Raw genomic sequence first — 26,286 nt, 5'->3', positions numbered from 1 at the left:
AATCAAACCGGGAGGAACCTCTATGAAGAATTCGATTTTGAAAACGCTGCTCGGGGCCGGCGCCGCTTTGGCGCTAAGCTGCGGGATCGCCGCCGCCCAACAGGCGCAGAAGGTCAACATCGCCTATGTCGTGCCCGACGCCGATATCCTCGGCCAGTCGATGTACATCATGGCCGATTACATGAAGCGCTCGCTGCCCGGCCGCTTCGACATCGCCATCCACGGCAACAGCTCGCTGTTCCCGCAATCGCAACAGATCCCCGCCATGCAGCGCGGCAATCTGGATATCGGCTTCGTCAACATGTTCGACGTGTCGCCGCGCGTGCCCGAAGCGTCGATCCTGACGGCCGGCTATCTGGTGCGCGACGTCGAACACCACTGCGTCATCCTCAACTCCGAATTCGGCCGCAAGGTGCGCGCCGACATCGAGTCGAAGATGAACATCGTCACGCTGAACCAGGCGCTGATCGGCTACCGCACGCTGGTGCTGCGCAAGAAGAAGGACGTGCGCACGCCGGCGGATCTCTCCAACATCACGATGCGCGAAGTCGGCAACGAAGCGTTCCAGTTCCTGGCCGAGGCATTGGGCGCCAAGCCGACGCCGATCGCGTTCGGCGAATTGTATCTGGCGCTGCAGACCGGCACGGTCGACGCCTTCGCGGGCTTCTCGACCGCGATGAAGTCGACCAAGTTCAACGAAGTGACCGAGCAGCTCGTGCAGACCAACCATCTGCTGGGCGTCGATCTGATCGCGGTCTCCAAACGCTTCTGGGACTCGCTCAACGATCAGGAAAAGCAGGTCGTGCGCGAAGCGGCCAACGCCGCTTCCGATTTCACGATCGCCAACCGCAAGCGCGCCGAAGCCAACGCCGTCGCCGAACTGACCAAGGACGGCATGACGGTGACGACGCCCGACGTGACGCCCTTCCGCGCGCATATGCGCGAGAAGTATCTCGCGTCGAAATTCGCGCAATCCTGGCCCGCCGGACTCTACGACCAGATCGCGGCGATGCCGTCCGATCCGGATTGCCGGATCAAGTGAGTTTCGCGCGTTTGATGCGAAAGGCGGCGCTCGCGGCCGATTGGGCCGCGGGCGCCGCCCTATTCGTGGTCTTTGCGGCGCTGCTGGCGCAGACCGTGATGCGCTACGCGCTGCGCTCGCCGCTTTCGACGTCCCAGGAACTGGCGATGATCGCCTTCATCTGGTTCGTCTTCTGGCTCGCGGGCACCACGATTTCGCTGCGCGAGCATATCCGCTTCGACGTGTTCTACAACGCGCTTCCCGAACAAGGGCGCCGCGCGGTCTCGATCCTGGTCAATCTCGTCTATCTCGGTATCTTCGCTTGGGCGATGCGCGCGACCTGGGAATATTTCCAGTTCCTGGAGTTCGAGAAAACCGCGTCGCTCGCGATCTCCTACCAGATCGCCTTCTTCCCCTATTTCATCTTCTTCGCCGTGTTCCCCATCAAGATTGCCGTTGCGATCCTGAGCCTGCTGGGCCGCGACTGGCGGGAAAATCTCTGACATGTCCGACGCGTTGATTTGGATGCTGGTCGCCCTCGCCATCACCACTGTGATGAGCTTTCCCGTCGGCCTGTCGCTGTTCGGATCCGGTATCCTCTATTTCATCCTGAGCGGACAGGACCCCAGCCAGGCGGGCGAGTTGATCCTGCACGGATTGTTCGCGTCGTTCATGCTGCTGGCCGTGCCGCTCTTCGTGCTGGCCGCGCGGTTGATGAACGACGGCGGCATCACCGAGCGCCTTTTGCAGCTGTGTATCGTGCTGGTCGGGCGGCATCGCGGCGGTCTGGCCCAGGTGAACGTCCTGACCGCCCTCATCTTCTCGTCGATGAGCGGCTCGGCCACCGCCGACGCGGCGGGCGTCGGCCGCATGCTGATCCGCATGATGACAGGCAGCGGCGCCTATTCGCGCGGCTTCGCGGCGGCCGTCACCTCGGCCTCGGCGACGATCGGGCCGATCTTCCCGCCGTCGATCCTGATGGTGCTTTACGCGTTGGCGAGTTCGACCTCCGTCGGCGGCTTGTTCATGGCCGGCGTTCTGCCGGGCATTCTGATGGCCGGCATGATGATGATTCTGGTCGCGTGGATCGCTCGGCGGCGCAACTACCCCACCATCGAGCGCCCGCCGGCCGCGGAGATCTTCCGCATCGTACGCCGGTCGATCCTGCCGTTGCTGATGCCCGTGGTCATGTTGGGCGGCATCTATACCGGCGTATTCACGCCGACCGAAGCCGCCGCCGTCGCCTGCGCCTATGCGCTGATCCTGGCCGGGCTGATCTACCGGATGCTCGGCTTGAAGGAGATCGTCGACGCGCTGGTCGATTCCGCGCGCATCACCGCGACGGTCGCCTGCGTGTTCTTCGGCGCCTTCGTATTCAGCTACATCCTGACGGTCGAGCGCATCCCCATGGCGATCGCCGCCTTCCTCGACGGCAAGGACATTTCCGCGAACATGTTCCTGTTCGCGGTCAATATCCTGTTCCTGTTGCTGGCGAGCGTGATGGACGAAGCCGCGATGATCCTGGTCGTCATCCCGCTCCTGATGCCCACGGTCCAGGCATTGGGCATCGACCCGATCCATTTCGGTCTGGTCGTCACCTTCAACGCGACGATCGGCCTGATCGCGCCGCCTTACGGCATGGTGCTGTTCGTGGTCAGCGGCGTGAACAAGATCCCGGTGCGCGAGATTCTGGCCGAAATCTGGCCGTTCATCGGCATTCTGCTGGTGACGCTGGCGATCGTCACCTACGTCCCCTGGCTGTCGCTGGCGCTGCCGACTTATTTCGGCTTCGTGCGCTGATCGCCCGGCGCCGATAGCCAAGCGCGAAGCGCGTCGCTGTCCTCGCCCAGCACGGGCGGCGGCGCGAAGCTTTCCGGCGCGCCGGCGAAACCGATCGGATTGCGGATCCCGCGCACCTCGCCTTCGAGCGGATGGGTCGCGCGCTGTTCGAGGCCGATATGCCGCGCCTGGGGATCGTCGACGACTTCGGCCAGCGAGAGCACGGCGGCGTGGGGCACGTCGTGGCGGGTTAGCAATTCGATCCATTCGCCGCGCTTCTTGGCGGCAAACGTCGCGGCAAGTTCGGTTTCCAGCGCCGCGTAATTGTTCACGCGGTCCATGCGGCCGGCGAAACGCGGATCGGCCGCAAGATCGGGACGGCCCGTCGCCGCGATCAGCCCTTCCCAGAATTTGACCGGCGAGGACAGATGCACGGCGAGCAACGCGCCGTCGGCGCAGGCGAAGGCGAAGGATTGGGATATCTGCGAGCGGTGCACCGGGGCGGGCACCACGCCGCGCGTGAAGTAATGCTGATAGGGCTCGCTGGCGAAATGCGCGACGGCCGCCATCATCGGCACGTCGAGCACGCGGCCCTTCCCCGTGCGCTCGCGCGACAGCAACGCGCCCAGCACGCCATAGGCGGCGTAAAGCCCGGTCACCGCGTCGGCGGCGGCGGGGCCTTTGATCGTCGTGTCGCCGGGCGCGACGAACAGGCTGAGATAGCCCGACGCCGCTTGCGCCACCGTGTCGTAGGCCGCCATACCCGCGGACGGCCCGTCGGGGCCGAATCCGGTGATCGAGCAATAGACGAGACGCGGATTGAGCGCCGTCGCGGCACCCGCATCCAAACCCAGGCGCGCCATCACGCCCGGCCGGTAATTCTCGATCAAGGCGTCGGAGCGCCGAACGAGCTCGGCCAGCAGCTTGCGATCGGCCTCGGTCGTCAGATCGAGCACGAGACTTTTTTTGTTGCGGTTGAATGCCTTGAATTGCGGCCCGTAGAGCCCGCTTTCGAAATTGCGGAACGGATCGCCGCCGCCGGGGCGTTCGACCTTGATCACTTCGGCGCCAAGATCGCCCAGCAGCATCGCGGCGAAAGGTGCCGTGATGAAACTGCCCAGATCGATGACGCGGAAGCCGTCGAGAAGCCCGGGGATCATCGCGTTAGGCTTTTGGCGCGTCGCGCACGAAGACGCGCTTGATTTCGAACGACGACAGGCGCCAGCCGGCCGGCGTGTTGACGAACGCGCAATGCCATTCGCCGATGCTGAAAGGCTGCGCCATGGCCAGCGGCAGGGCCGCACCGCGCGCGTTGTAGACCATGTAATAGGCCAAGGCCGTCGCGCTGTTTTGGTCGCGCACCTGGACCGAGACCGTCGTGACCATATGGCGCATCACCAGATCGTCGGGCCGCTGGCCGATGATCTTCGGGATTTCGGCGGGGCCGGTCAGCACCGTATCGCCCCGGCGCAGCACGCCGTCTGCCGCGAACATCGCCGCCATCGCGGCGCCGTCGCCCTTGTCGACCGCGACCGCGTAATCGGCAAGCAACGCCCGGCATTCCGCTTCGATTTCCCGCCGTACCGATCCGTCCATGGTCCCTCCCGTAATTTGGGTCGGAAGTGCCATGTGCGGACCGGATCGTCACGACGGCGGTCGCGACAAGCTGATTTGCATTCGGCGCAACATGTACCCGCCAAATTGCGTCGTTGCGGTGCGGCAAAACGGCCTTCCTTTGCGCAGCGCGCAACGGACGTTTGACGGGACCAATAAAATTCGCGTGTTAGCCTGCCGGCGGTCTCGACGTGAATTTGTATGCCGTCCCACGGAACAACGCGGGCGGAGAAATCCCGGGAGGAGCTATCATGAAACGTTTTGTCACCGCGGCATTTGCCGCGATCGCCGTCACGGCGGCCGGTTTGTCCGGTGCGGTCGCGCAGGAATGGCCCAAGGCCGGCCCGATCACCATCATCGTTCCGTTCGCGCCAGGTGCGGGCAACGATTTGCTGGGCCGGTTGACGGCCGAGTATTTCACCAAGCGTTTGGGCCAGCAGGTCGTGGTCGAGAACGTCGCCGGCGGCGGCTCGGCGATCGGCCTCGACCGCGCCGCACGCGCCAAGCCCGACGGCTACACTCTGTTGTGGTCGCCGTCGGACGGCATGAGCGTGCTGCCCGCCGTGCGCAAATCCGTGCCCTATAAGGTACCGGACGATTTCGAATTCCTCGCGCGCATCGTCCACGTTCCTTTCGTGGTCGCGGTGCATCCCTCGGTGCCCGCCACCAACCTCGCCGAACTGATCGCGTTGTCGAAGGAGCGGCCCGGTCGCGTGCGCTACGGCTCGTCGGGCGTGGGCGGCGCCCCGCATATGGGCACGGTGCTGTTCGGCATGCGCACGGGCGTGCGCCAGACCCATATCCCGTTCAACGGGATCGGCCCGGCGCTGACCGATCTGATCGGCGGCCACACCGAAATGCTGTGGCTGACGCCGACAACCGGCGCGCCGCATGTCCAAGCGGGCAAGATCCGCGCGCTCGCGCAGACCGGGCCGTCGCGCCACCCGCTCTATCCCGATACGCCGACGCTGAAGGAAGCGGGCGTGAACGTCGAACTGACCGTCTATTACGGCATGATGACGCCCAAAAACACGCCGGCGCCGATCCTCGACCGTCTGCGCACCGAGATTCGCGGCATGCTCGAGGATCCGGCCATCGTGAAGCGGTTGAACGAACTCGGTTACACGCCGGCATATCTGGGCGGCGAGGACTTCAAGAAGCTCGTCGTCGACGAATTGAACACCTGGAAGCAAGTCGCCACCGAGGCCAACATCTCGCTGGCGGACTGATCGACGTTGCGCGTCCGCCGGCCCGGCCGGCGGACGCGCTCGACGCACATGGCGTCGCGTAAGGCCAAACGGGGGGCGCGATGCGTATCGCGAACAAGGATTTCATCGGCGGCGTTTCGGTCGCCGTCATCGGGCTCGTCTTCCTCGCCGGCGCGATGAAAATGCGGATCGGCGACGCGATCGAGATGGGGCCCGGCTATTTCCCGATGCTCGCATCGGGTTTCGTCGTCGTACTCGGTATCGTCATCGCCGGCATGGGCTTGATTCGCGCGGGCGTGCGCATGGATCGGCCCGAATGGCGGCCGGTTCTCGCCTCGCTCGGCAGCATCCTCGCCTTCGGCGTCCTGCTCGAACAAATCGGCCTGCTGCCGGCGATCGCGATCGGCATCGTCGTCGGCGCGATGGGTGACCCCGACAGCCGCACGCGCCAAACTTGGATTCTGGCGATCGGCACTGCGCTGCTCGGCTGGCTCGTTTTCCGCGTCGCGCTCGGTCTACAGATGCCCGGCTTCCGTCTGCCGTCGTTCCTGGAGTAAAGCCCGTGGAAGATATCCTCATGGGCTTCAGCGTCGCGCTGTCGTTCCAGAATCTCGCCTACTGCTTTATCGGCGTCACGTTGGGTACGGCGATCGGCGTGCTGCCCGGCATCGGTCCGCTCGCGACGATCTCGATGCTGCTGCCGATCACGTTCTATCTGGATCCCACGCCCGCGATCATCATGCTGGCGGGCGTCTACTACGGCTCGGAATATGGCGGATCGACCGCGTCGATTCTGCTGAATTTGCCCGGCGGGGCGTCCAGCGCCGTCACGTGCCTCGACGGCTATCCGATGAGCAAGCAGGGTCGCGCCGGCGTGGCGCTGTCGATCACGGCCATCGCCTCGTTCATCGGCGGCAGCCTCGGCATCGTCGTGCTGATCGCGCTCAGCCCCGCCATTGTCGCCGTCGCCTTCGCGTTCGGCGCGGCCGAGTATTTCGCGGCGATGGTGTTCGCGTTAATCGCGCTCTCGCTGATGACCGGCGGCTCGCCGTTGAAATCGCTGGCGATGGTCGGCGTGGGCCTGCTGATCGGTCTCGTCGGCACGGACGTGATCAGCGGCGCCAACCGCTACATGTACGGCATCCCCGAATTGTCCGACGGAATCAACGTCGCGGCCGTGACGATGGGCCTGTTCGGCATCACCGAAGTGATCGCCTCGATCCGCAACGCCGACACCGGCGGCGCCAAGCAGAAGATCCCCTTGCGCGCTATGGTTCCCACGCGCGACGACATCAAGCGTTCGGTTTGGCCCACTTTGCGCGGCTTCGGCGTGGGGTCGGCGATCGGTCCGCTGCCGGGCCTGGGCGCCACGGTCGCGTCGTTCATGAGCTACGCGCTGGAAAAACGCGTCGCCAAGGATCCCTCGCGTTTCGGCAAGGGCGCGATCGAAGGCGTCGCAGGCCCCGAATCCGCCAACAATGCCGCCGCGCAAACCGCCTTCATCCCGGTTCTGACGATGGGCATCCCCGCCACCGCATCGACCGCCGTGATGCTCAGCGCCCTGATGATGCAAGGCATCAATCCCGGCCCGCGCTTGATGACCGAACACGCCGACCTGTTCTGGGGCGTGATCGCCAGCTTCTGGGTCGGCAACGTGATGCTGCTGATCTTGAACCTGCCGATGATCGGCCTATGGGTGCGCCTGCTCAGCATCCCGTATCGGCTGCTCTATCCGGTCATTCTGGTGTTGATCTGCGTCGGCGCCTATAGCGTCAAGTTCCAGCTGCTCGACGTGTGGCTGGTGCTCGGAATCGGCGCGCTGGGCTACGCGATGCGCCTGCTCGATTTCGAGCCGACGCCGATGCTGATCGGCTTCATCCTCGGCCCGATGCTGGAGGAGAATTTCCGCCGCGCGATGCTTTCCGCCTTCGGCGATCCGATGGAAATTCTGATGCGCCCGATCAGCGGCACGCTGCTGGTACTGTCCGCGATCATGCTGTTGCTGACCTTCTGGACGGCGATCAAGCAGCCGGCGGTCAAGCCGCCGGTCTTGCGCGAGGAATAATGGGGACGCGGCCGCCTAAGCGATCAGGCGGCCGCCATCGACCGGCAACACGATGCCGGTGACGAATTCCGCATCGTCGGACGCGAGATAGAGGGCCGCCCCCGCGATATCCGAGGGCTTCGACAAACGGCCGAGCGGAAAGGTTTCGACCAGGCGGTCATGCGCCTCGTCGGCTTTTTTCGGGTCTTTGAAGATCGCGTCGAACATCGGCGTACGCCCCACGCCGGGCGCAATCACGTTGACGCGCACGCGGTTTTCCGCGAACTCGCCCGCCATCGATTGCGTGATCGAGATCACCGCCGCCTTGGCCGCGTTGTACCAAGTCATCCCCGGACGCGGACGGATCGCGGTGACCGAGGCGATGTTGATGACCGATCCGCCCCCGCCCGCCACCATGATCGGCAGAATATGCGCGGCGGTGTGGTAGAGCGCCTTCACGTTGACCGCGAAGATCGCGTCGATCTCGGCCTCCGGCAGTTTGGCGATGCGGCGCGGCTGCTGGGAAATGCCGGCGTTGTTGACCAGCACGTCGATGCGGCCGGTCACGGCGGCGGCTTTTTCGGCCAACGCCTTGACCTGCTCCGAACTCGACACGTCGCACGCGGCGGCGTGGGCATTCGCCCCGATCGACGAGGCGACCGCTTGCGCGTTTTCCGCGTTGCGATCGGCGCAGATCACGACCGCACCTTCGCTTGCGAAACGCCGCGCCATCTCCGCGCCGAAACCCGAACCCGCCCCGGTGATCAGGGCCGTCTTGCCTTTCAAACGCATGGATCAGCGCCCCGCCGCCGCGACGAACGGCGCCAGCTGAACCGGCGCGCCGATGCGCTGGCTTTCGATCGCCGCGAAGATCATCGCCGACGTTTGCACGTTGTTCGCGACTTCGGTTTCCAGCGGCGCCCCGCCCACGCGCCATTGCGCGAAGCGTTCGATCAGCCAGTTGTTGATCCATTTGGGCTGGACCAACAGATCGATCTTCTGTCCCTGGCCTTCGCGATGCTGCTGGCGCCAGATATCCTGGCGCATGAACAATTCCACCGTGCGATGGGTCAGGATCGCCGTGCCGTGCTCGCCATCCACACGGATATATTCCTTGTAGAAGGTGTTGAGGCCGGTCGAGTGCGCGCAGGTGCCCTCGTAGACCGCCTTCACGCCGTTGGCAAAACCCAGCACGACCACTGCGTCCGTATCGCCCTTATAGGCGGCGTAGGACGGGCGCCACGTCGTCGCGAAAACGCTTTCGCATTTGTCGCCGGCCAGATCGGCCAGGATATCCATGTGATGGATCGAGCCTTCGATCAGCAGCGGGTGATCCATCTCGTGCCGGAACAGCGAGCTCCACGCCATATGCTGGCGCATATCGCCCTGGAAGCGCATGCCGATCGCGTTGATCTTGCCGAGCTGGCCGGATTTCACGACGCGGCGCAGCGTGGTCTTGTCCTGGTCGTAGCGGTGGCTCATCGTCACCGCCATCTTGCGGCCCGCCGCTTTCACCTTCTGCGCGATGCGCAACGTGGCCGCCATCGTGTCGGCGATCGGCTTTTCGCACAGAATGTCGAGCCCGGCGGCGATCGCCGCGTCGATCACTTCCTCGTGATGCGCGGGCGTGGTCGCGACCGTGCAGAAATCCGCCTTCACCGCCTTGAAGGCTTGGGCCGCATCGGTGAAGCACTGGTCGTCGCGCAGGCCCAACGCGACCTGTCCGGCCTTCAGGTTTTCGGGGTTGCGGTCGACCAAGGCGACGACTTGGATCGTGCCGTCGACCACGTTGCTGCGCAGGAAGTCGCTGCACCAGCGCTTGCCGAAAACGCCGACGCCGACATGGATGACGCGCTGGGGCGCGCGATTTTGCGAGCTCATCTTTTCAAGATCCCGTCTTACGTTGAAATTCCGTCGCTATCTTAAGCGCTTACCGCCGGATTGAAGCCCTGCCGGAAGTGCAAACCTGTTTGTCGTCCGGCAATCAGCTTTTGAGAAATCCGCCGATACCGCTTTTGGCCTCCGGATCGCCCGTACCCGCCTTGGCCAAGCGCGTGGCGAGCGCCACCGCCGCGCGCTGATCCAGGGTTTCGCTGTCCAGCGCGAAACGCTTGATACGCTCCAAGGCGCCCGGCTTGCCCGCCAAAAGTTCCTCGAGGACGCCGGCGAGGCTTGCTTCCAGCGTGCCCGGCGCCACGACGCGGCTGACCAGCCCGTATTCGCGCGCCTCGGGCGCTTCGATCGTCCTTCCCGACAGGATCAGATCCATCATCGCGCGCAACGGCATCACCCGGCGCAAGGTCGGAATGGCGCCATAGGGCGTGATGCCCTTGCGCACCTCGGGAAAACCGAATTTGACGCCTGCCTCGGCGATCGAAATATCGGTCCAGGCGACGATCATCGTGGCGATGCCCAGCGCGTAACGCTCGACCGCCGCGATCAACGGCTTGGGGAAATTCTGCACCGACCAGTGCATCGCCTCCAGCGCGTCGTACATCGCGTCGATTTCCGCCGGCGGCGCTTCCTGCAACGCGCCCAGATCCTTCAAGTCGCGACCGGCGCAGAATACGCCATCCTTGCCGCGCAGCACCGCGACGCGGCATGCGCCGTCGGCGGCCAATTCGTCCATCGCCGCCTTCAGACCGTGAATCATGCGGTTGGACAGCGCGTTCAGCCGCCCCGGATTGCTGAGCCAAACGGTCGCCACCCCGTTCGCGTCGCGCGTGATCTCGATCCCCGACACCCGATCCTCCCTGCTGGAAACGGCGCCATTTTAGGGCGTAGGGCCCCCGCACGACGTTTCATATGCTCGATAGTTGGTTTTCACCGGGCTGGATGGTCCGCCCCCTGGGCCGCTGCTAGTTTTCCCGGCCGCAGCAGGGAGACGCCGATGGATCTCGAACAATTCCGCATCGACCGCAAAGACGGCATCGCCACCGTCACGTTCGACCGTCCGCCGGTCAACGCGCAGAATTTCCGCACGCGCACGGAACTCACCTGGGTGTTCGACACGCTGAGCGACGATCCGGATATCCGCTGCGTGATCCTGACCGGCGGCGGGAAAGTATTCTCCGCCGGTGCGGACATCAAGGAACGGCGGAGCATGACCGCGCAGCGCGGCGACTATATCCGCCACAATCGCGTGACGCGCGAAAGCTTCTACGCGATCCGCGACTGCGCCAAGCCGGTGATCGGGGCGATCAACGGCGCCGCGATCGGCGCGGGCTACGCGTTGATGGCGTGCTGCGACATCCTGCTCGCATCCGAGACCGCCTATGTCCAGATGCCGGAGATCGATGTGGGCCTGGCGGGCGGCGCCAAATTCCTGGAACTGTTCCCGCGCACCAAGGCGCGGATGATGTTCTTCACCGGACGGCGCGTTCCCGCCCAGGAACTCTATCGCCTGGGCATCGTCGAGGAATGCCTGGCCCCCGAAGCGCTCATGCCCGCCGCTTTGGCGATGGCGGCCGAGATTGCGGCCAAGAGCCCCGTGGCTTTGGCGCGCAACAAACACGCCTTCAACACGGTCGAGGAAATGTCGCTGCGCGAAGGCTATCGCTTCGAACAGGGCGTTTCGGCCGAGTTGTCCTTGACCGAGGATACGCGCGAGGCGCAGCGCGCCTTCGCCGAAAAGCGCAAACCCGTTTTCGGCAAGCGTTGATTCGATGACCGACGCCGTCCGTTTGGAACGCGAGGGCAATATCGCCGTCGTGACGATCGACAATCCGCCGGTCAATGCGGGCTCCATCGCCGTGCGCCAAGGCCTGATCGCCGCTTTCGGCAAGGTCGCCGGCGACAAGACCGTGATCGGCGCCGTGCTGATCGGGGCGGGCCGCACTTTCGTCGCCGGATCCGATATCCGCGAATTCGGCAAACCGCTCGCCGATCCGCAACTGCCCGCCGTCATCGCGGCGATCGAAGAATGCCCCAAGCCCGTCATCGTCGCGATCCATGGCGCGGCCTTGGGCGGCGGTTACGAATTGGCGCTGGGCTGCGATATCCGCATCGCCACGCCGGACGCCAAGCTGGGCCTGCCGGAAGTCACGCTGGGGATGATCCCCGGTGCGGGCGGTACGGTGCGCCTGCCGCGCATCGTCGATCCGGCCGAAGCGCTCGACATCGTCGTCACCGGCAAGCGCGTGCCCGCCCCCGAAGCGCTGAAACTGGGCATGATCGACGCGGTGACGACCGGCGATCTGCGCGCGGCGGCGATCGAACTCGCGCGTTCGCCGGCCACCGCCAAACGGCGCTTGCGCGATCTGCCGGTTCGCAACGGCGATCCCGCGCGCTTCGAAACGGGCGCAAACGCCGCCCTCAAACGCAATCCCGGCCGTAAACCGGTCAGCGAAGCGATCGCTTCCCTGCGCCGCGCGCTTGCTTTGCCGTTCGGCGAGGCGCTCGCCCAGGAACGCGCCGCGTTTCAGGAATTGCGCCAAGACGATGAAGCGGCGGCCCTGCGCCATCTGTTCTTCGCCGAGCGCGAAAGCGCCAAGATCGACGGCGTCTCGCCCGACGCCGCGATCGCGGTCCGCCGCATCGCGGTGATCGGGGCCGGCACCATGGGGGCGGGGATCGCCGCCGCCTGCCTTGCCGCCGGCTACGAAGCCCGTTTGATCGATATCGACGCCGCCTCGCTGGCGCGCGGGACCGCGCGCATCGCCGATATCGCAGCCCAAGACGTCGCCAAAGGCCGGATCACGGCCGATGCCGCCGCCGAGCGCACGAATCGGCTGACGGCGTCCACGTCTCTTGCCGATGCCGCCGATTGCGATCTCGCGATCGAAGCGGTGATCGAGGATATGGCGATCAAGCGGCGCGTGTTCGGCGAGTTGGATGCGATCCTGCCCGCGCACTCGATCCTGGCGTCGAACACCTCGTATTTGGATCTCGACGTCATCGCCGCCGCGACAAAGCGGCCGGAATCGGTCGTGGGTCTGCATTTCTTCAGCCCCGCGAACGTGATGCGGCTGCTGGAGATCGTGCGCGGCGCCAAGACCGGCACGGCGGCTTTGGCCACGGCGCTCGCGGTCTCCAAGAAGCTCGGCAAGCTGCCGGTCGTTGCGCGCGTGGGCGAAGGTTTCATCGGCAATCGCATCTATTCGGCCTATCGCCGCGAATGCGAGATCATGGTCGAGGACGGTGCCGCCCCCGCCGAGATCGATGCGGCGTTGACCGGTTACGGCTTCAAAATGGGCCCGTTCGCGGTGTGGGATATGTCGGGCCTGGATATCGCCTGGCATACGCGCCAGCGCCTGATCGCCGAAGGCAAAGCGCCGGCGCGCGCGCTACCATTGCTCGACCGGCTCTATGAAGCCGGGCGCCTGGGTCGCAAGACCGGCGGCGGCTGGTACGATTACCCAGCGGGCACGCCGTCGCCGATCGTCGCGGCGATGATCGACGAACGCCGACGGGAACTGGGCGGCACCACAGCGCCGATCCCGGCCGAAAAGATCGTCGCCCGCGTTCTGGCCGCGATGACCGCCGAGGCCGAAGCCGTCCTCGAAGACGGCATTGCCGTGCGCGCATCCGATATCGATCTTGTGATGGTCAACGGCTACGGCTTTCCCGCGCATAAAGGCGGACCGATGTTCCAGAAGGAATTGTCGCGCCAGTAAGCCGCTAACGAAAAAGGCCCCGGTCGGTGACCGGGGCCTTTATTCGTCGGGGCCGATGGTGGGCGAAGTCGGCGCGAACCTACGACAAGCCGACGAAGAGCCGTCAAGCGACATTGAAATTCCTCGATTTTTCCGCCGCCCGAACCCCATTGAACCTCAAAGGAAATTCGCGGCGCGACGGAAACACGGCCCATCGCCGTATCGACGATGTCGGCGCCCGCACCATCCGCCGTAAAAAAATCGCTGGGTTTCATCGGGCGAAACTGCGCCAAAACCCGGTCGCCGCGATTCCGCCGCTGGCATAGCGTTTTCGCAAGTGCCGACGACTTTCGATCGGCCCAGCCGGGAGGAACCGCCAATGTCCGCAAATTCGCCCCGCTTAACCCGCCGTACCGTTCTGACGACCGCCGCCGCCGCGACTTTGGCGAGCCCCGCTTTGACCCAAGCGCCCGCCTGGCCGGCCCGCGCGGTAACGCTGGTCGTGCCCTACGGGCCGGGTGCGAGCAACGACACCTTCACCCGCGCCATCGCCGAAATCCTGCAGAAGAAACTCGGCCAGCCCTTCCTGGTCGAAAATCGCCCGGGTGCCGGCGGTTTCACCGGCACCAATTCGGTCGCGCGCGCGCAGGCCGACGGCTACACGCTGCTGGAAAGCCCCAGCAGCATCGCGGGCTACAAGCCGATCATGAAAGTGCCGATGGACCCGCTGAAGGATCTGACGCCGCTGTCGATGATCGCACGCTCGCCCGCTGCGATGGTCGTGCCATCGTCCTTGCCGGTGAAGACGGTCAAGGAATTCGTCGAATATGCGAAGGCGAACACCGACAAGGTGTTCTACGGCTTCGCCGGAATCGGCACGACCCAGCATCAGCAGGGCGAGCTGTTCAAGAAACAGACCGGCTTGAAGATCAAGGGCGTGAACTACAAAAGCTCGGCCGACGCGCAGACCGATCTCGTCGCGGGGCGCCTGGGCATGATGATCGTGTCGGTGTCGAGCACGCTGGGCCAGATCACCAGCGGCCAGCTGCGCCTGCTCGCCTATGCGGATTCGAACTATCCGCCGGGCTCGCCCGAGGCGCCGACCTTCGCCCAGGCCGGCGTGCCGGGAATGGAATCCGCGCAATTGTGGTGGTGCTTCTTCGCACCGCCCGGCCTGCCCCGCCCGTTGGCCGAGCGGATCAACGCGGTGCTCAATGAAGCGATCCTGGAGCCGAGTTTCGTCGCCCTGCTCCAGCGCGGCGGCGCCACGCCCGCCCCGGTCTCGATCGAGGAATTCACCAAAGTCCTGAAAACCGAAATCGCGATGGTCGAGGAATTCGCCAAGGAGATCGGCCCGATCAACTGACGAACCTTCGACGCGCTGGCGAAATCGCCCGCGCTTTCCGGTGCCGTCCGGAAAGCGCGGGTTTTTCGTCAGGACTCTTCCGCGAAGATTTCCTCGCGCTTGCGCGAGACGCTGGGCAGCAGGATCGCGATCAGGATCAAGACCGCGCAGACCAAGAACGCGGCGCTGATCGGTTGCGTCACGAAGATGCTAGGATCGCCGTTGGAGAACACGAGTGCACGGCGCATATGTTCCTCGAGCGGTGCCCCCAGCACGAATCCCATCAAGAAGGGAGCGGGCTCGCAGCCGAGTTTCGACAAGAGATATCCGAACAGGCTGAGTCCGGCCAAGACATAGACGTCGAAATCGCTGCCGCCGACCGTGAACACGCCGATGATCGAGAAGGCGACGATCGCGGGCATCAGCAGACGGTAGGGAATGCGCAGCAAGCTGACCCACAAACCGACCAGCGGCAGGTTCAGCACAACCAGCATCGCGTTGCCGACCCACATCGACGCGATCAAGCCCCAGAACAATTCCGGCCGCCGGTCGATCACGTCGGGCCCCGGCGTGATCCCGTGCAGCATCAACGCGCCGATCATCAGCGCCATCAGCGGATTGGTCGGCAGGCCCAGCGTCAGCATCGGAATGAACGAGGTCTGCGCGCCGGCGTTGTTCGCGGCTTCGGGGGCGGCCACGCCTTCGATGGCGCCCTTCCCGAAACGCCACGGGGTTCGCGACAGGCGCTTTTCGAGCATATAGGCGGCGAAGGCCGACAGTATGGAGCCCGCCCCCGGCAGCGTGCCCAAAGCCGAACCGAGGATCGAGCCGCGCGCGATGGGCATGGCGCTGCGGCGCAAATCGTCGCGCGTGGGCATCAATGTGGTGATCTTCGCCATGCCGGACGGTGCGCGTTCGGGATCGTCGAGATTGCGCAGGATTTCGGAGATGCCGAAAATGCCCAGCGCCACGGCGACGATCGACAACCCGTCGGACATCTCGATCATGCCCATATTGTAGCGGAAGGCGCCGCTATCGACGTCGATGCCGATCAGGCCGAACAACATACCCGCGATGATCGTCGCGACCGCCTTCAACATCGAGCCGTGGGCGAGTGCCGTCGACGTGACGAGACCCGTCAGGATCAGCGAGAAATACTCGGCCGGACCGAACTTCAGCGCGATCGACGAAAGCGGCACGGCGACCAGCGCGATCACCAAGGTCGCGAACGTGCCCGCGACGAACGATCCGATCGCGGCGATCGCCAGCGCCTTGCCCGCGTCGCCTTTGCGCGCCATTTGATAGCCGTCGATCGCCGTGACCGACGACGACACCTCGCCCGGCAGATTGACCAGGATCGCCGTCGTCGAGCCGCCATATTGCGAGCCGTAATATATGCCCGCGAGCATGATCAGCGAGGCGACCGGCGTCAGGTGATAGGTCACCGGCAACAGCACCGCGACGGTGGCGGTCGGGCCGATACCCGGCAATACGCCGATCGCCGTGCCGATCAGGGCGCCGAGCAAACAATAAAGCGCGTTGTCGAGCGACAGCGCGGTACCGAAACCGAGCGCCAAATGGTCGATGAGTTCCATATCGGCGCCTATTGCCCCCCGAGCCACGGGCCGATGGTCGCGTAGCGCAGCCCCAGCCCCCAAATGAAGATCGCCACGCAGATGAAGGTCAGCGACAGGCCCAACATCGCCGCCAGCCGCAAATTCACCTGACCGGAGGCGCCGGCGGCGATCATCGTCGCGATGCACAACGACGGCGCGAGGCCGAGGCCGCGCACCGTCGCCGCGAAGAACACGATGGCGGCGATCGTCATCGTCAGGCCGCGCCACGACGTGGCGCCGAAGGGCGCGCGCGCCGCGACCAACGCCTTCAACGCGATCGCGCCGCCCAGCGCCGTCAGCACCCCGCCGAGCAGCAATGGGAAGTAACCCGGCCCCATCGATAGCGCCGACCCGATACGCAGATCGAACCAAGCGCCAAGCGCGAAGAACAAGCCGAGGGCGGCGAACACGCCGCCCGCGGCCAGGTCCTGGAGATTGACGCGCCCCGTCATGTTCGGGCCCGGCGCGCTTCGCCGATCAACCGGGCTTCTGCCAGGACAGCAGCGTTCCGCCGGTTTTGGGTGCGGGCGCGCCTGGCGCCGCCGCCGCATTGGTCGCGGGCAGCGGGTATTCGTCCTCGTTGATCACGAAGCCTTTCTTGGCCGCGAAATCCATGCGCGGCGGGCAGAAGATGTCGTAGAGCGAGGACTCGCCGTCGCCCACGTCGCGGCTGGTGTGCACGACGGTCGCCGGAATGATGATGACCGATGGCGTGCCCATCTCGCCGTGATCGTCCGGCGTCCACGTGTCGAGATCCGAACCCCAATTGTAGCGCATGTGGTGGATCCACTTGCCGCTGAGGGTCAGCGACGCCTGTTCGAAATCGTCGTGCCAATGCGGGCTCAACGCCTTGGTCGAACGGCGCGTCTTGTAGTGGACGAACAGATTGACCAGCATATTGGTCGAGCGGAAGACGCGCGGCTGGATGCGGTCGCCATCCGGCTTGGCGTATTGCGCCAGCGGATAGTAACGCAAACGATAGCCGTCATAAGGCTCCGGCCACAGATCGGGCGGCGCCAGTTCCGGCGCGCCATCGGCATAGTTCGCCGCGTTCGACGCCTTCGCCATGATGTCGTCCGACGCCTTGGAGAAGATGCGCGCGACCAGACCCTTCGTCGTGGCGGTGAGCGTGCTCGCCCCGGGCGGAACGATGGTCAGGGAGTCCGGCTTCGCATCGACCGTGCGCCCACCCGCTTCGATCGTCGCCGACGCCCCGTCGGGCGGCAGGATGATCATGTATTCTTCGGGATTGTTCGCGCGCGACAGAACCGCGCCGGGCTCGACTTCCGAGACGACGACGGCGAAGTTTCCGCCGCGCGTGATCCAAGTCTTCGCCTTGCCGCCGGATTCGACGAGCTGCGGCGGCATTTTGCGGAATTCGGCCTTGGTGGCTTGGCGTGCGGCGATGCCGGACATGGCGGGCGACCTCTTCGACGATGGGGGCTCGGCGGTCCCGGCGGGCTTCGAAAAGCGCCGCCGGTCGAGCCAATGCCCGGATAGTACGAAGGCGCCCCAAGGCGGCCCATTCCTATTCGGCGCTGTTTCAGGCTTTGAAACAGCGCCGCTTTCAGCGTTGCGCGCCCATCACGTTGAGGATCGCGCCGGTGACGAGCGAGGCCTTGTCCGACAGCAGCCAGGCGATCGATTCCGCCACTTCCTCGGGCCGTCCCGCGCGGCCCAAAGGTGTCGCCAATGCCGCGTCCGCCATACGGTCGGCTTGGCCGGTTTTGGCGTGGATGGGTGTGTCGACCATGCCCGGCCGGATGGCGTTGACGCGGATGCCGCAGCGCGCGACTTCGTTGGCGATGCCCAGCGTCATCGAATCCACCGCGCCCTTCGAGCCCGCGTAATGGATGAAGCGGCCCGGCGAGCCGGTCAGCGCGCCGATCGAGGACACGTTCACGATCGCCCCGCCTTTGCCGCCGTTCTTGGTCGACATGCGCTTGACCGCCTCGCGGCAGCAGATCAGCAGCCCCGCGGTGTTGACCGCGAGCACGCCCATCACCTCGTCGAAATCGTAGGTTTCGATCTTGCGATGCGTGGTGTTGGTCGCGGCATTGTTGACCAAACCCGTGACCGGCCCGAACGCCGCGTCCGTCTCGGCGAACATGCGCACGATATCGGCTTGCGAGCCCATATTCGCCTTCACCGCAATCGCCTTGCCGCCCAGCGCCTTCACCTCCGCCACCACGCCTTCGGCGGCTTCGGTGGAGCTGTTGTAGTTGACGACGACGCTGGCCCCTTGCGAACCCAGCAGGCGCGCGGTTGCGGCCCCGATTCCGGTGCTGGCACCGGTGACGATCACGACATCCGACATATTCCGTATCTCCTGTACTTGACGCTCAGTCGTCCTTGAGGACGTCCTCGCGGCCTTTGCGCAATTTCGGAAACAGCGTCGCCGCCAGCATGACGGCCGCCAGCAGCAGCAGCGCGACCGCGATCGGGCTTTCGACGAAGGTGAACCAGTCGCCATCCGCCAGGATCAGCGCGCGCCGGAAATTCGATTCGAGCGAATCGCCCAGCACGAAACCCAGGATCAACGGCGGCGCTTCGAAGCCGAATTTGTAAAGCAGCATGCCGACCATGCCGAACATCGCCATGAAGTAGATGTCTTCGGGCAGGCGATTCACCGAGAACAAGCCGATGCAGCAGAACAGCAGGATCGCGGGATAGAGCAATCGATAAGGCACGCGCAGCAACGAAACCCACAAACCGATCAACGGCAGATTGATGATCAGCAGCATCAGATTGCCGATCCACATCGACGCGACCATGCCCCAGAACAGTTCCGGATACTTGGTGAAGACCTGCGGGCCGGGCGCGATCCCCTGCACGGTCAAGGCGCCCAGGATCAGCGCCATCACCGCGTTGGGCGGCAAGCCCAGCGACAGCAGCGGAATGAAGCAGGTTTGCGCGGCCGCGTTGTTGGCCGCTTCCGGCCCGGCCACCCCTTCGGGCGCGCCTTTGCCGAAACGTTCGGGCGTTTTGGAGATCTTCTTCTCCATCACGTAGGACGCGAAGGGTGCGAGCAACGTGCCCGATCCCGGCAGCAAGCCCAGGATCGAGCCCAGAACCGTGCCGCGCGCGACCGGTGCGGCCGCGCGTTTGAACTCCTCGCCGCTCGGCCACAGCCGGCCGATATGGCGTTCGATCAGCGGACGGGAATGGTGTTCCTCGAGATTGCGCAAGATCTCAGCGACGCCGAACACGCCCATCGCCAGGATCGACACGTTGATCCCTTCGAACAGCGAGCCGATGCCGAAGGTCAAACGCTGCACGCCGGTTTCGATGTCGGTCCCGACGGTCGACAGGATGGCGCCGATCAGCGCCGCGATGATCGCCTTTAGGATCGAACCGCTGGCGAGCACGATGGCGAAGACGAGGCCCAACACGATCAGCGCGAAATAATCCTCGGGGCCCAGCAGAAACGCAACCCGGCCGAGCGGTTCGGCCGCCGCCCCGATGACGATGGTCGCGAACGTGCCCGCGGCGAAGGAGCCGAGGGCCGCGAGCGCCAAGGCGGCCCCGGCGCGCCCGCTTCGCGCCATCGCATTGCCGTCGATGATCGTGACCAGCGAGCTCGCCTCGCCGGGGATGCGCACCAGGATCGCGGTCGTCGAGCCGCCGTATTGCGCGCCGTAATAGATGCCGGCGAGCATGATGATCGAGCCGACCGGCGTGATCCCGAAGGTGAAGGGCAGCAGGATCGAAATCGTCGCGATCGGCCCGACGCCGGGCAGCACGCCGATCAACGTGCCGATCAGACAGCCAAGCAGGCACAGCAGAAGATTGTCGAAACTCAACGCGACCGAGAAGCCGAGCGCCAAATCGGAAAGCATATCGGCCCCTTAGGAAACGAAACCGGGCATGATGAAGAACGGCATGGGCAGCTTCAGCATGTACGTGAAAAGGATTACCGAAAACGCGATCAGCGCGGCGGACATCAGCAGCAACTGCCGCAGTTTCAGATCGGGCGCGCCGAGCCCGCCGATGATCAGCGTCAGCAACCCCGCCGGCGCGTATCCGTAGCGCGGCGCCACCAATCCGAAGGCGACGACGCCCGCGAAGACGGCGAACATCGCGCGCCACGGCGGCAATTTCACCGCGTCGCCGCCGCGCACGATCCCGCGCACGATCAGAACGACACCGCCGGCGATGATCGCGTAGGCGCAAAGCCGTGCGAACAGATCCGGCGGTATCGCCTGATACGAGGTACGCGGAATTTTGGAGAGGGCGACGAGTACGCCGATCGCGAACGCGATCGTGCCGAGTCCCGCGACGATATCTTTCGCCAGCCGCATGTCGTTCCCCCTCCCCGCCGGATTCCGATCAGCTCTTTTGCAGACCGGCCTTCTCGATCATATCCGCCCAGCGCGTCATTTCCGAGCGCACGAAGGCGTCGAACTCGGCCAGCGTCATCGTCGTCGGATCGAGCCCGAACTCCCGCAGACGCTCGCGGATATCTTCGTTCGTGCCGACGATGCGCGTGAACTCCTTGTTCAAACGCTCCAGGATCGGCTTGGGCGTGGCCGCCGGCGCGAAGACGGCGGTCATCGAGTCCGTCACCACGTCGAAGCCGAGTTCCTTCAGCGTCGGGATATCCTGGAAGTAGCTCGGCCGCTTTTCGACGGTCGACGCCAGCACGCGGATCTTGCCCGCTGCCAATTGCGGGCGCGCGCCGATCGTGTCGGTGAACATGATCGGCAAGCGGCCGGCCAGCAGATCGGTCATCGATTCGACGGCGCCCTTATAGGGCACCTTGCGGATCTGCGCCCCGGCGACGCGCCCGAAGGTTTCGCCCGTCACCAGCACGCTCGACTGCCAGAACGGAAAGGCGAGCTTGCCGGGATTGGCTTTGCCGAAGGCGACGACGTCGGCGACCGTTTTGAACGGGCTGTCCGCCGCGACGATCAGCAGCCAGGGCGACCGGCCGATCGTGGCGACCGGCACCAGATCCTTGAGCTGGTCGTAGGGCGGGTCCTTCATCAGATTGGGATTGAGCGAGAAGGTCGAGCTCGCCGTCGCCAGCAGCGTGTAACCGTCCGGCGTCGCGCGAGCCGCGGCGGCCGATCCGATCGCGCCGTTCGCACCCGGGCGCGGATCGACGATGATCGACTGACCCAGTGCCTTTTGCAGCTCGTCGGTCATGCGGCGCATGATCGAATCGACACCGCCCCCGGCGGCGAAAGGCACGACGAACGTGATCGGACGCGTCGGATATTCCTGCGCCCAGCCGAAGCCGGCGGTCGAAACGAGCATGGCGAAAGCCAGGACCATGCGGCGGAAAACAGTCATTTGATCCTCCCTTTGTTGTGAATCCTTATAGGTTTTCGATTTCCTATAGGATATTAAATTTGATCTAGTTTGCGTTCATGTTAGGCACGGCGCCGGGTCAAGGCGGATTCCCCGACACGGAAGACGAGAAGACGTAACGGAGCGGAGCACGATGAGTTCGAGCGGCACATTGCAGCGGCCGGCGGCGCTGACGAGCGAGGTCTACAACGCGATTCTCGATCGCATCACCGGCATGCAGATCGCACCGGGCGCGCGGATCAACGTCGATACGCTGGCGCGCGAATTGGGCGTGTCGCAAACGCCGGTGCGCGAATCGTTGAGCCGGCTCGAGGCCGAAGGCCTGGTCATCAAGACGCATCTGATCGGCCACCGCGCCAGTCCACAATTGACCCGTCCGCAGATCGAGCAGTTGTTCGAGCTGCGCTTGCTGATCGAGCCGGCGGGTGCCGCGATGGCGGCGCGCAATCTCGATGCCGGCGCGCGCGACGCCCTCAACCGGCTTCACGCGGAGATGAGCGGCATGCCCGGACGCGCCACGCCCACCTATAGCGAGTTCGCGCGCAAGGACGCCGAGTTCCACGCGCGGATCGCCGAGGCGAGCGGCAACATGTTTCTGTCGGACTCGCTCGCCAAGCTGCACACGCATGTGCACATCTTCCGGCTGGTCTTCCATACGCGCGTGACGGCCGAGGCGATCGAGGAACACGCCGAGATTCTCGCCGCCCTGCTGCGCGGCGACGCCGCCGCCGGCAAGAAGTCGATGCGCGCGCATATCGCGGCCTCGCGCGATCGCGTGCTGACGCTGCTGCCGGCCTAGGGTTTCGGGGAAGTTCATTTTCCCTACCAATTCGTCGCGATGTATTTGGCTTCGGCGAATTCCAGCAGCCCGTGATGGGCGCCTTCGCGCCCCAGGCCGCTTTGCTTCACGCCGCCGAAAGGGGCTGCCGGGTCGGAGACGAGCCCGCGATTGAGCGCGATCATCCCCGCCTCCAACCGCTCGGCCACGCGCAGGCCGCGCGCGAGATCCTTGGTGTAGACGTAGGAGACGAGGCCGTATTCCGTGTCGTTGGCCATCGCCACGGCTTCGTCTTCGTTTTTGAAGGCGACGAGGGCCGCGACCGGCCCGAAGATTTCGTCGTGCAGCAGCGCCGAATCTTTGGCGACGTCGGTCAGCACCGTCGGCGGATAGAAATAGCCGCGCCGGTCGAGCGCCTTGCCGCCGGTCAATACCTTGGCGCCGCGCTTGACCGCGTCGTCGACGAAGCCCACGACCTTCTCCAGGCTCGCGCGGTTGACCAGCGGCCCGCACGCCGTGGTCGGCAAGCGGCCGTCATCGACGCGCATCGCGCCCATGCGCGCCGCGAGCTTGGCGGCGAACTCACCGTAAACCGCTTCGTGGACATAGAAGCGATTCGCCGCCGTGCAGGCTTCGCCGCCGTTGCGCATCTTGGCGATCATCGCGCCGTCGACGGCGGCGTCGATATCCGCATCCTCGAACACGACGAAGGGCGCGTTGCCGCCCAACTCCATCGAGCAATTGACGACCGACTGCGAAGCTTCGGCGAGCAACCGGCGGCCGACTTCCGTCGAGCCGGTGAAGGAAAGCTTGCGCACGCGCCGGTCGCGCAGCATGGCGCCGATCACCGGGCCGGGCTTCGACGTCGTGACGACGTTCACCACACCTTTGGGCACGCCCGCTTCGGCCAGAATTTCGGCCATCGCCAGTGCTGTCAGCGGCGTTTCGGTCGCAGGCTTCAGGATGCAGGTGCAACCGGCCGCCAACGCCGGGCCGATCTTGCGCGTCGCCATTGCGGCGGGAAAGTTCCACGGCGTAATCAAGACGCTGACGCCGACCGGCTGATACTGCACGACGATGCGGTTCGCCCCGCCCGGCGCCATGCTGATATCGCCGATCATGCGCACCGCTTCTTCGGCGTACCAGCGGAAGAATTCGGCCGCGTAGTTCACCTCGCCTTTGGCGTCGGCCAGCGCCTTGCCGTTCTCGCGCGAAATCAGCTCCGCCAGACCGTCGGCCTTGGCGAGCATCAGGTGGAAGGCCTTCATCAGAATATCGGCGCGCTTGCGCGGCGCGGTCTTCGCCCAATCGGCTGCCGCTTCCGACGCCGCCGCGACGGCGGCGAGCCCGTCCTCGACCGTCGCGTCGGCGATCGTGCCGAGCGATTCCTCGGTCGACGGATCGCTGACCGGAATCGTCTTGCCGCCGGTCGCCTCGCGCCACATGCCGCCGATGAAAAGCCCGCGCGGAATCGCGGCCGGATCGATCGCGGTGGCGCGGGAAGCGGATGAATCGTGCATGGGCGTCGTCCTTCCTTCAGGCGGCATCGGCCGAAAGCCGGCCGGCATAGGCAGCGCGCGTGATGGCCGCGAGTCCCGCGACGTCGAGCTCGCGCGGGTTGTTGCCGACGAGGCGCTGGATCGTCGCCGATTGCTCGACGACCCAGTCGATCTTCGTTTCGGGCAGTCCCAAATCGGCGAGCGTGCGGGGAATGCCGACCGCGCCGAACAACGCGGCGACGCGGCGCACCGCGTCGCGCGACAAATCCTCGGCGCTGCGACCCTGGCGGACCGCCCCCATCGCGACGGCGATTTCCACGAACTCCGCGATGCGGGTTTCGCGGTTGAAATCCATCGCGTAAGGCAGCAGCAGCGCCACCCCCGTGCCGTGCGGCGTGTGGGTAAAGGCGCCGACCGGGTACTGGATCGCGTGCGCGGCACTCGTCCCCGCCGTGCCGAAAGCGAGCCCGGCGAGCAACGCGCCGAGCATCAGATCGTCGCGGGCCTGCGCGTTCGACCCGTCGCGGCACGCGGTTTCCAATGCGCCCGCGATCAAGCGGATCGCCGAGAGCGCTTGCTGATCGGACAGCGCGTTCTTGCCGACGAACACGCGCTCCGCCGACAAGGCCGCCGTCGCCGGCCGGGCGATGGCGGTATAGGCCTCGATCGCATGCGTCATCGCGTCCGCCCCCGACAACGCCGTCAGGCCCGGCGGGCACGTGTCGGTGAGTTCGGAATCGCAGATCGCAACCGCCGAAATGATATGCGGGCTGGCGATGCCGACCTTCATCGTCTTGTCGGGATCGGCGAGCACGGCGACGGGCGTCACTTCCGAACCCGTCCCCGCCGTCGTCGGCAGGCAGATCAGCGGCAGCACCGGGCCCGGCACTTTGAACTCGCCGTAATAGTCGCGGATATCGCCGCCATGGGCGAGCATCACCGCCGCGGCCTTGGCGAGGTCCATGCACGAGCCGCCGCCGATGCCGATCACCATGTCGGGCGCGAAGGGTTTGGCGGCCGCGACGCATTGGGCGACACAGTCGAGCGGCAATTCGGCAACGGTGCGGTCGAACACCAGCACCGCGACGCCGTTTTTCTTCAGATCGTCCATCATCGCGACGAAATGCCGATCGGCGGCGAGCCGCGCATCGGTACACACGAAAGCGCGCGCGCCGAAGCCGCGCGCGACGGCACCCAAAGCGGCGCGCTGGCCGCGGCCGAACAGAATCTTCGCCGGTGTGCGAAGCAGGCCGAAACTGGTCATACGCTTCTCTCGCCTCCGTCCTTCATGCGCGCGCCAGCGCGACGATGTCGTCCCAGACGTTGCCGGCGACGGGAACGCCGTCGCGCAAACGCTCGGCACGCACCGCGTTGGCCCGGTCGCCGGGGATCGCCACGCGCCGAAATCCTTCGGCGGGCGCGTCGTCCCGGATCTCCTCGAGATAGAGCGCGATCGACGCGGCCATCGCTTCCATCTGCGCGGCGCGGACCACGATGAACACGTCGCCCTTGTTGCATATCTCGGTCGCGTCGAGCGTGCCGCGCACCGCGCGGCCCAGTGCCGCCCCGGTCAGCGCCGCCACGAGCACTTCGAAGGCGAGGCCGAGCGCGTAACCCTTCGCCTCGCCGAACGGCGCGATGGCGCCGCCGCACGCGGCCTTCGCGTCGGTCGTCGGCCGGCCGTCGCGATCGAGCGCCCAGCCCAGCGGAATCGGCGCGCCGCGCAGCGCATGATCGTGGATCTGCCCCATCGACACGACGCTGGTCGCCATGTCGAGCACGAAGGGCAACGGTGCAGCGGGCACGCCGATCGCGATGGGATTGGTGCCGAGCATCGCTTTCGTGCCGCCCCAGGCGTGGACGAGCGCCTCGCTGGTCGATAGCGCGATAAGCATGGCCCCGCGCGCCGCCACACGCTCCGCGTAGAAAGCGAGCATGCCGATATGGTTGTTGTTGGCGATGGCGGCGAGCGCCACCCCCGTCGACGCGGCGCGGTCCATCAGCGCATCCAAGGCCGCGCAAGCCACGACCGGGCCCAGCCCGCACTCGCCGTCCACCTGCAACAAGCCATCGCCTTGCCAATCGTGGCGGCCCGACGCGCGCGGATCGGCCACACCGTTGCGGATACGCGCGACGATCCGCGGCAGGCGCAATAGCCCGTGCGAGGCGCGGCCGCGCAATTCCGCCTCGAGCAGCAGATCCACCTGCAGCCGCGCATGGGATTCCGGCGCGCCCGCCCGCAGCAGGGCTGCGGCGCAAAATTGACGGATCTCGCTGGCGGCAATTTTCTGTATCATATCCTATATGATATCGAATCTGAGGTGGCGAGTTCTATTCGGCGCGGCGGTTCCAGTCAAGCGAGAGAGCGCACCCACGGCCGATTCCATGACATAAGAAAACGTGAACCGCCCGCGACTTGCGGCTCTTTTCCGCCCATTGAAATCCGTGCGCGGCCGGGTGGAATCGCCCCCAACA

Annotated in this window: 26 protein-coding genes; 11 read left to right on the top strand and 15 right to left on the bottom strand. The window is 65.5% G+C overall.

Annotated elements, in window-relative coordinates; genetic code table 11:
- The first annotated feature begins 22 nt into the window (after positions 1-22).
- From dctP to J0H39_05810, 3 genes are read left to right on the top strand one after another with little or no spacing between them, the layout of a single operon-like run.
- The gene (gene dctP, locus J0H39_05820) at positions 23-1,042 is read left to right on the top strand and encodes a TRAP transporter substrate-binding protein DctP (GenBank protein ID MBN9496250.1); all 1,020 of its coding nucleotides are present in this window, start codon (positions 23-25) and stop codon (positions 1,040-1,042) included.
- The gene (locus J0H39_05815) at positions 1,039-1,524 is read left to right on the top strand and encodes a TRAP transporter small permease subunit (protein ID MBN9496249.1); all 486 of its coding nucleotides are present in this window, start codon (positions 1,039-1,041) and stop codon (positions 1,522-1,524) included. Before dctP ends, J0H39_05815 begins: the two co-directional genes overlap by 4 nt.
- A 1-nt stretch (position 1,525) precedes the next feature.
- Complete coding sequence (locus J0H39_05810; GenBank protein MBN9496248.1) at positions 1,526-2,821, top strand: TRAP transporter large permease; 1,296 nt, start codon at positions 1,526-1,528, stop codon at positions 2,819-2,821.
- On the opposite strand, the gene J0H39_05805 is transcribed toward J0H39_05810, so the two are convergent.
- Positions 2,800-3,957 (bottom strand): CoA transferase, encoded by a 1,158-nt coding sequence (locus tag J0H39_05805; GenBank protein MBN9496247.1) that lies wholly within the window; start codon positions 3,955-3,957, stop codon positions 2,800-2,802. The genes J0H39_05810 and J0H39_05805 overlap by 22 nt on opposite strands.
- 7 nt (positions 3,958-3,964) lie before the next feature.
- Entirely contained in the window at positions 3,965-4,396 is a 432-nt protein-coding gene (locus J0H39_05800; protein MBN9496246.1) for a nuclear transport factor 2 family protein, read from the bottom strand.
- 269 nt (positions 4,397-4,665) lie between these two features.
- Here J0H39_05800 and J0H39_05795 point away from each other — a divergent pair, with 269 nt between their 5' ends.
- The 3 genes from J0H39_05795 to J0H39_05785 all read left to right on the top strand — a co-directional run bounded on the left by J0H39_05795 (position 4,666) and on the right by J0H39_05785 (position 7,687).
- Positions 4,666-5,643 carry a tripartite tricarboxylate transporter substrate binding protein gene (locus tag J0H39_05795; protein MBN9496245.1) on the top strand — a complete coding sequence of 326 codons (978 nt, stop codon included), beginning with the start codon at positions 4,666-4,668 and terminating at the stop codon, positions 5,641-5,643.
- An 80-nt stretch (positions 5,644-5,723) separates the two neighbouring features.
- Positions 5,724-6,179 carry a tripartite tricarboxylate transporter TctB family protein gene (locus tag J0H39_05790; GenBank protein ID MBN9496244.1) on the top strand — a complete coding sequence of 152 codons (456 nt, stop codon included), beginning with the start codon at positions 5,724-5,726 and terminating at the stop codon, positions 6,177-6,179.
- Positions 6,180-6,199: 20 nt separating this feature from the next.
- Entirely contained in the window at positions 6,200-7,687 is a 1,488-nt protein-coding gene (locus J0H39_05785) for a tripartite tricarboxylate transporter permease (protein ID MBN9496243.1), read from the top strand.
- A 15-nt stretch (positions 7,688-7,702) separates the two neighbouring features.
- On the opposite strand, the gene J0H39_05780 is transcribed toward J0H39_05785, so the two are convergent.
- From J0H39_05780 to J0H39_05770, 3 genes are all read right to left on the bottom strand, one after another.
- Entirely contained in the window at positions 7,703-8,458 is a 756-nt protein-coding gene (locus J0H39_05780) for an SDR family oxidoreductase (GenBank protein MBN9496242.1), read from the bottom strand.
- 3 nt (positions 8,459-8,461) lie between these two features.
- Positions 8,462-9,547: a Gfo/Idh/MocA family oxidoreductase gene (locus J0H39_05775; protein ID MBN9496241.1), complete on the bottom strand. Its 1,086-nt coding sequence runs from the start codon at positions 9,545-9,547 to the stop codon at positions 8,462-8,464.
- Positions 9,548-9,650: 103 nt separating this feature from the next.
- Complete coding sequence (locus J0H39_05770) at positions 9,651-10,409, bottom strand: enoyl-CoA hydratase/isomerase family protein (GenBank protein ID MBN9496240.1); 759 nt, start codon at positions 10,407-10,409, stop codon at positions 9,651-9,653.
- Between the two features lie 147 nt (positions 10,410-10,556).
- Here J0H39_05770 and J0H39_05765 point away from each other — a divergent pair, with 147 nt between their 5' ends.
- From J0H39_05765 to J0H39_05750, 4 genes are read left to right on the top strand one after another with little or no spacing between them, the layout of a single operon-like run.
- On the top strand, positions 10,557-11,327 hold the full coding sequence (locus J0H39_05765) for an enoyl-CoA hydratase/isomerase family protein (GenBank protein MBN9496239.1): 771 nt from the start codon (positions 10,557-10,559) through the stop codon (positions 11,325-11,327).
- Positions 11,328-11,331: 4 nt separating this feature from the next.
- Positions 11,332-13,281 carry an enoyl-CoA hydratase/isomerase family protein gene (locus J0H39_05760; protein MBN9496238.1) on the top strand — a complete coding sequence of 650 codons (1,950 nt, stop codon included), beginning with the start codon at positions 11,332-11,334 and terminating at the stop codon, positions 13,279-13,281.
- A gap of 26 nt (positions 13,282-13,307) precedes the next feature.
- A complete protein-coding gene (locus J0H39_05755) occupies positions 13,308-13,586 on the top strand; it encodes a hypothetical protein (protein ID MBN9496237.1) in 279 nt (92 codons plus the stop codon).
- Between the two features lie 53 nt (positions 13,587-13,639).
- A complete protein-coding gene (locus J0H39_05750; protein MBN9496236.1) occupies positions 13,640-14,626 on the top strand; it encodes a tripartite tricarboxylate transporter substrate binding protein in 987 nt (328 codons plus the stop codon).
- Between the two features lie 68 nt (positions 14,627-14,694).
- On the opposite strand, the gene J0H39_05745 is transcribed toward J0H39_05750, so the two are convergent.
- The 7 genes from J0H39_05745 to J0H39_05715 all read right to left on the bottom strand — a co-directional run bounded on the left by J0H39_05745 (position 14,695) and on the right by J0H39_05715 (position 21,516).
- A complete protein-coding gene (locus J0H39_05745; GenBank protein MBN9496235.1) occupies positions 14,695-16,200 on the bottom strand; it encodes a tripartite tricarboxylate transporter permease in 1,506 nt (501 codons plus the stop codon).
- Positions 16,201-16,208: 8 nt separating this feature from the next.
- The gene (locus J0H39_05740) at positions 16,209-16,673 is read right to left on the bottom strand and encodes a tripartite tricarboxylate transporter TctB family protein (protein MBN9496234.1); all 465 of its coding nucleotides are present in this window, start codon (positions 16,671-16,673) and stop codon (positions 16,209-16,211) included.
- A 25-nt stretch (positions 16,674-16,698) separates the two neighbouring features.
- Positions 16,699-17,637, bottom strand: coding sequence for a hypothetical protein (locus J0H39_05735; protein ID MBN9496233.1), 939 nt, complete (start codon positions 17,635-17,637; stop codon positions 16,699-16,701).
- Between the two features lie 151 nt (positions 17,638-17,788).
- Positions 17,789-18,538 carry an SDR family oxidoreductase gene (locus J0H39_05730; protein MBN9496232.1) on the bottom strand — a complete coding sequence of 250 codons (750 nt, stop codon included), beginning with the start codon at positions 18,536-18,538 and terminating at the stop codon, positions 17,789-17,791.
- Positions 18,539-18,563: 25 nt separating this feature from the next.
- Positions 18,564-20,060, bottom strand: a complete 1,497-nt coding sequence (locus J0H39_05725) for a tripartite tricarboxylate transporter permease (GenBank protein MBN9496231.1) — start codon at positions 20,058-20,060, stop codon at positions 18,564-18,566.
- A 9-nt stretch (positions 20,061-20,069) separates the two neighbouring features.
- A complete protein-coding gene (locus J0H39_05720; protein ID MBN9496230.1) occupies positions 20,070-20,522 on the bottom strand; it encodes a tripartite tricarboxylate transporter TctB family protein in 453 nt (150 codons plus the stop codon).
- Positions 20,523-20,550: 28 nt separating this feature from the next.
- Positions 20,551-21,516, bottom strand: coding sequence for a tripartite tricarboxylate transporter substrate binding protein (locus tag J0H39_05715; protein ID MBN9496229.1), 966 nt, complete (start codon positions 21,514-21,516; stop codon positions 20,551-20,553).
- Between the two features lie 151 nt (positions 21,517-21,667).
- Between J0H39_05715 and J0H39_05710 the strand changes: the two genes are divergently transcribed.
- A complete protein-coding gene (locus J0H39_05710; protein MBN9496228.1) occupies positions 21,668-22,333 on the top strand; it encodes a GntR family transcriptional regulator in 666 nt (221 codons plus the stop codon).
- A 23-nt stretch (positions 22,334-22,356) separates the two neighbouring features.
- Here J0H39_05710 and J0H39_05705 read toward each other — a convergent pair whose 3' ends face one another.
- Genes J0H39_05705 through J0H39_05695 form a run of 3 tightly spaced genes read right to left on the bottom strand, consistent with a single transcriptional unit; the run spans position 22,357 to position 26,108 of the window.
- Positions 22,357-23,832, bottom strand: coding sequence for an NAD-dependent succinate-semialdehyde dehydrogenase (locus J0H39_05705; protein MBN9496227.1), 1,476 nt, complete (start codon positions 23,830-23,832; stop codon positions 22,357-22,359).
- Positions 23,833-23,848: 16 nt separating this feature from the next.
- The gene (locus J0H39_05700) at positions 23,849-25,075 is read right to left on the bottom strand and encodes an iron-containing alcohol dehydrogenase (GenBank protein ID MBN9496226.1); all 1,227 of its coding nucleotides are present in this window, start codon (positions 25,073-25,075) and stop codon (positions 23,849-23,851) included.
- Positions 25,076-25,097: 22 nt separating this feature from the next.
- Positions 25,098-26,108 (bottom strand): Ldh family oxidoreductase, encoded by a 1,011-nt coding sequence (locus tag J0H39_05695; GenBank protein MBN9496225.1) that lies wholly within the window; start codon positions 26,106-26,108, stop codon positions 25,098-25,100.
- Positions 26,109-26,286: the final 178 nt, after the last annotated feature.

Source organism: Alphaproteobacteria bacterium (genome assembly GCA_017308135.1).
Classification (GTDB): Bacteria; Pseudomonadota; Alphaproteobacteria; order CACIAM-22H2; family CACIAM-22H2; genus Tagaea.
The sequence above is the reverse complement of the archived record's forward strand: the minus strand, read 5'-3'. Positions and strand labels throughout refer to the sequence as shown.

Bases quoted from the DNA above. Each gene is read 5' to 3' on its own strand.
- dctP (MBN9496250.1), top strand. From the start codon at position 23: ATGAAGAATTCGATTTTGAAAACGCTGCTCGGGGCCGGCGCCGCTTTG.
- J0H39_05810 (MBN9496248.1), top strand. From the start codon at position 1,526: ATGTCCGACGCGTTGATTTGGATGCTGGTCGCCCTCGCCATCACCACT.
- J0H39_05800 (MBN9496246.1), bottom strand. From the start codon at position 4,396: ATGGACGGATCGGTACGGCGGGAAATCGAAGCGGAATGCCGGGCGTTG.
- J0H39_05795 (MBN9496245.1), top strand. From the start codon at position 4,666: ATGAAACGTTTTGTCACCGCGGCATTTGCCGCGATCGCCGTCACGGCG.
- J0H39_05790 (MBN9496244.1), top strand. From the start codon at position 5,724: ATGCGTATCGCGAACAAGGATTTCATCGGCGGCGTTTCGGTCGCCGTC.
- J0H39_05785 (MBN9496243.1), top strand. From the start codon at position 6,200: ATGGGCTTCAGCGTCGCGCTGTCGTTCCAGAATCTCGCCTACTGCTTT.
- J0H39_05780 (MBN9496242.1), bottom strand. From the start codon at position 8,458: ATGCGTTTGAAAGGCAAGACGGCCCTGATCACCGGGGCGGGTTCGGGT.
- J0H39_05775 (MBN9496241.1), bottom strand. From the start codon at position 9,547: ATGAGCTCGCAAAATCGCGCGCCCCAGCGCGTCATCCATGTCGGCGTC.
- J0H39_05765 (MBN9496239.1), top strand. From the start codon at position 10,557: ATGGATCTCGAACAATTCCGCATCGACCGCAAAGACGGCATCGCCACC.
- J0H39_05760 (MBN9496238.1), top strand. From the start codon at position 11,332: ATGACCGACGCCGTCCGTTTGGAACGCGAGGGCAATATCGCCGTCGTG.
- J0H39_05750 (MBN9496236.1), top strand. From the start codon at position 13,640: ATGTCCGCAAATTCGCCCCGCTTAACCCGCCGTACCGTTCTGACGACC.
- J0H39_05745 (MBN9496235.1), bottom strand. From the start codon at position 16,200: ATGGAACTCATCGACCATTTGGCGCTCGGTTTCGGTACCGCGCTGTCG.
- J0H39_05740 (MBN9496234.1), bottom strand. From the start codon at position 16,673: ATGACGGGGCGCGTCAATCTCCAGGACCTGGCCGCGGGCGGCGTGTTC.
- J0H39_05735 (MBN9496233.1), bottom strand. From the start codon at position 17,637: ATGTCCGGCATCGCCGCACGCCAAGCCACCAAGGCCGAATTCCGCAAA.
- J0H39_05730 (MBN9496232.1), bottom strand. From the start codon at position 18,538: ATGTCGGATGTCGTGATCGTCACCGGTGCCAGCACCGGAATCGGGGCC.
- J0H39_05725 (MBN9496231.1), bottom strand. From the start codon at position 20,060: ATGCTTTCCGATTTGGCGCTCGGCTTCTCGGTCGCGTTGAGTTTCGAC.
- J0H39_05720 (MBN9496230.1), bottom strand. From the start codon at position 20,522: ATGCGGCTGGCGAAAGATATCGTCGCGGGACTCGGCACGATCGCGTTC.
- J0H39_05715 (MBN9496229.1), bottom strand. From the start codon at position 21,516: ATGACTGTTTTCCGCCGCATGGTCCTGGCTTTCGCCATGCTCGTTTCG.
- J0H39_05710 (MBN9496228.1), top strand. From the start codon at position 21,668: ATGAGTTCGAGCGGCACATTGCAGCGGCCGGCGGCGCTGACGAGCGAG.
- J0H39_05705 (MBN9496227.1), bottom strand. From the start codon at position 23,832: ATGCACGATTCATCCGCTTCCCGCGCCACCGCGATCGATCCGGCCGCG.
- J0H39_05700 (MBN9496226.1), bottom strand. From the start codon at position 25,075: ATGACCAGTTTCGGCCTGCTTCGCACACCGGCGAAGATTCTGTTCGGC.
- J0H39_05695 (MBN9496225.1), bottom strand. From the start codon at position 26,108: ATGATACAGAAAATTGCCGCCAGCGAGATCCGTCAATTTTGCGCCGCA.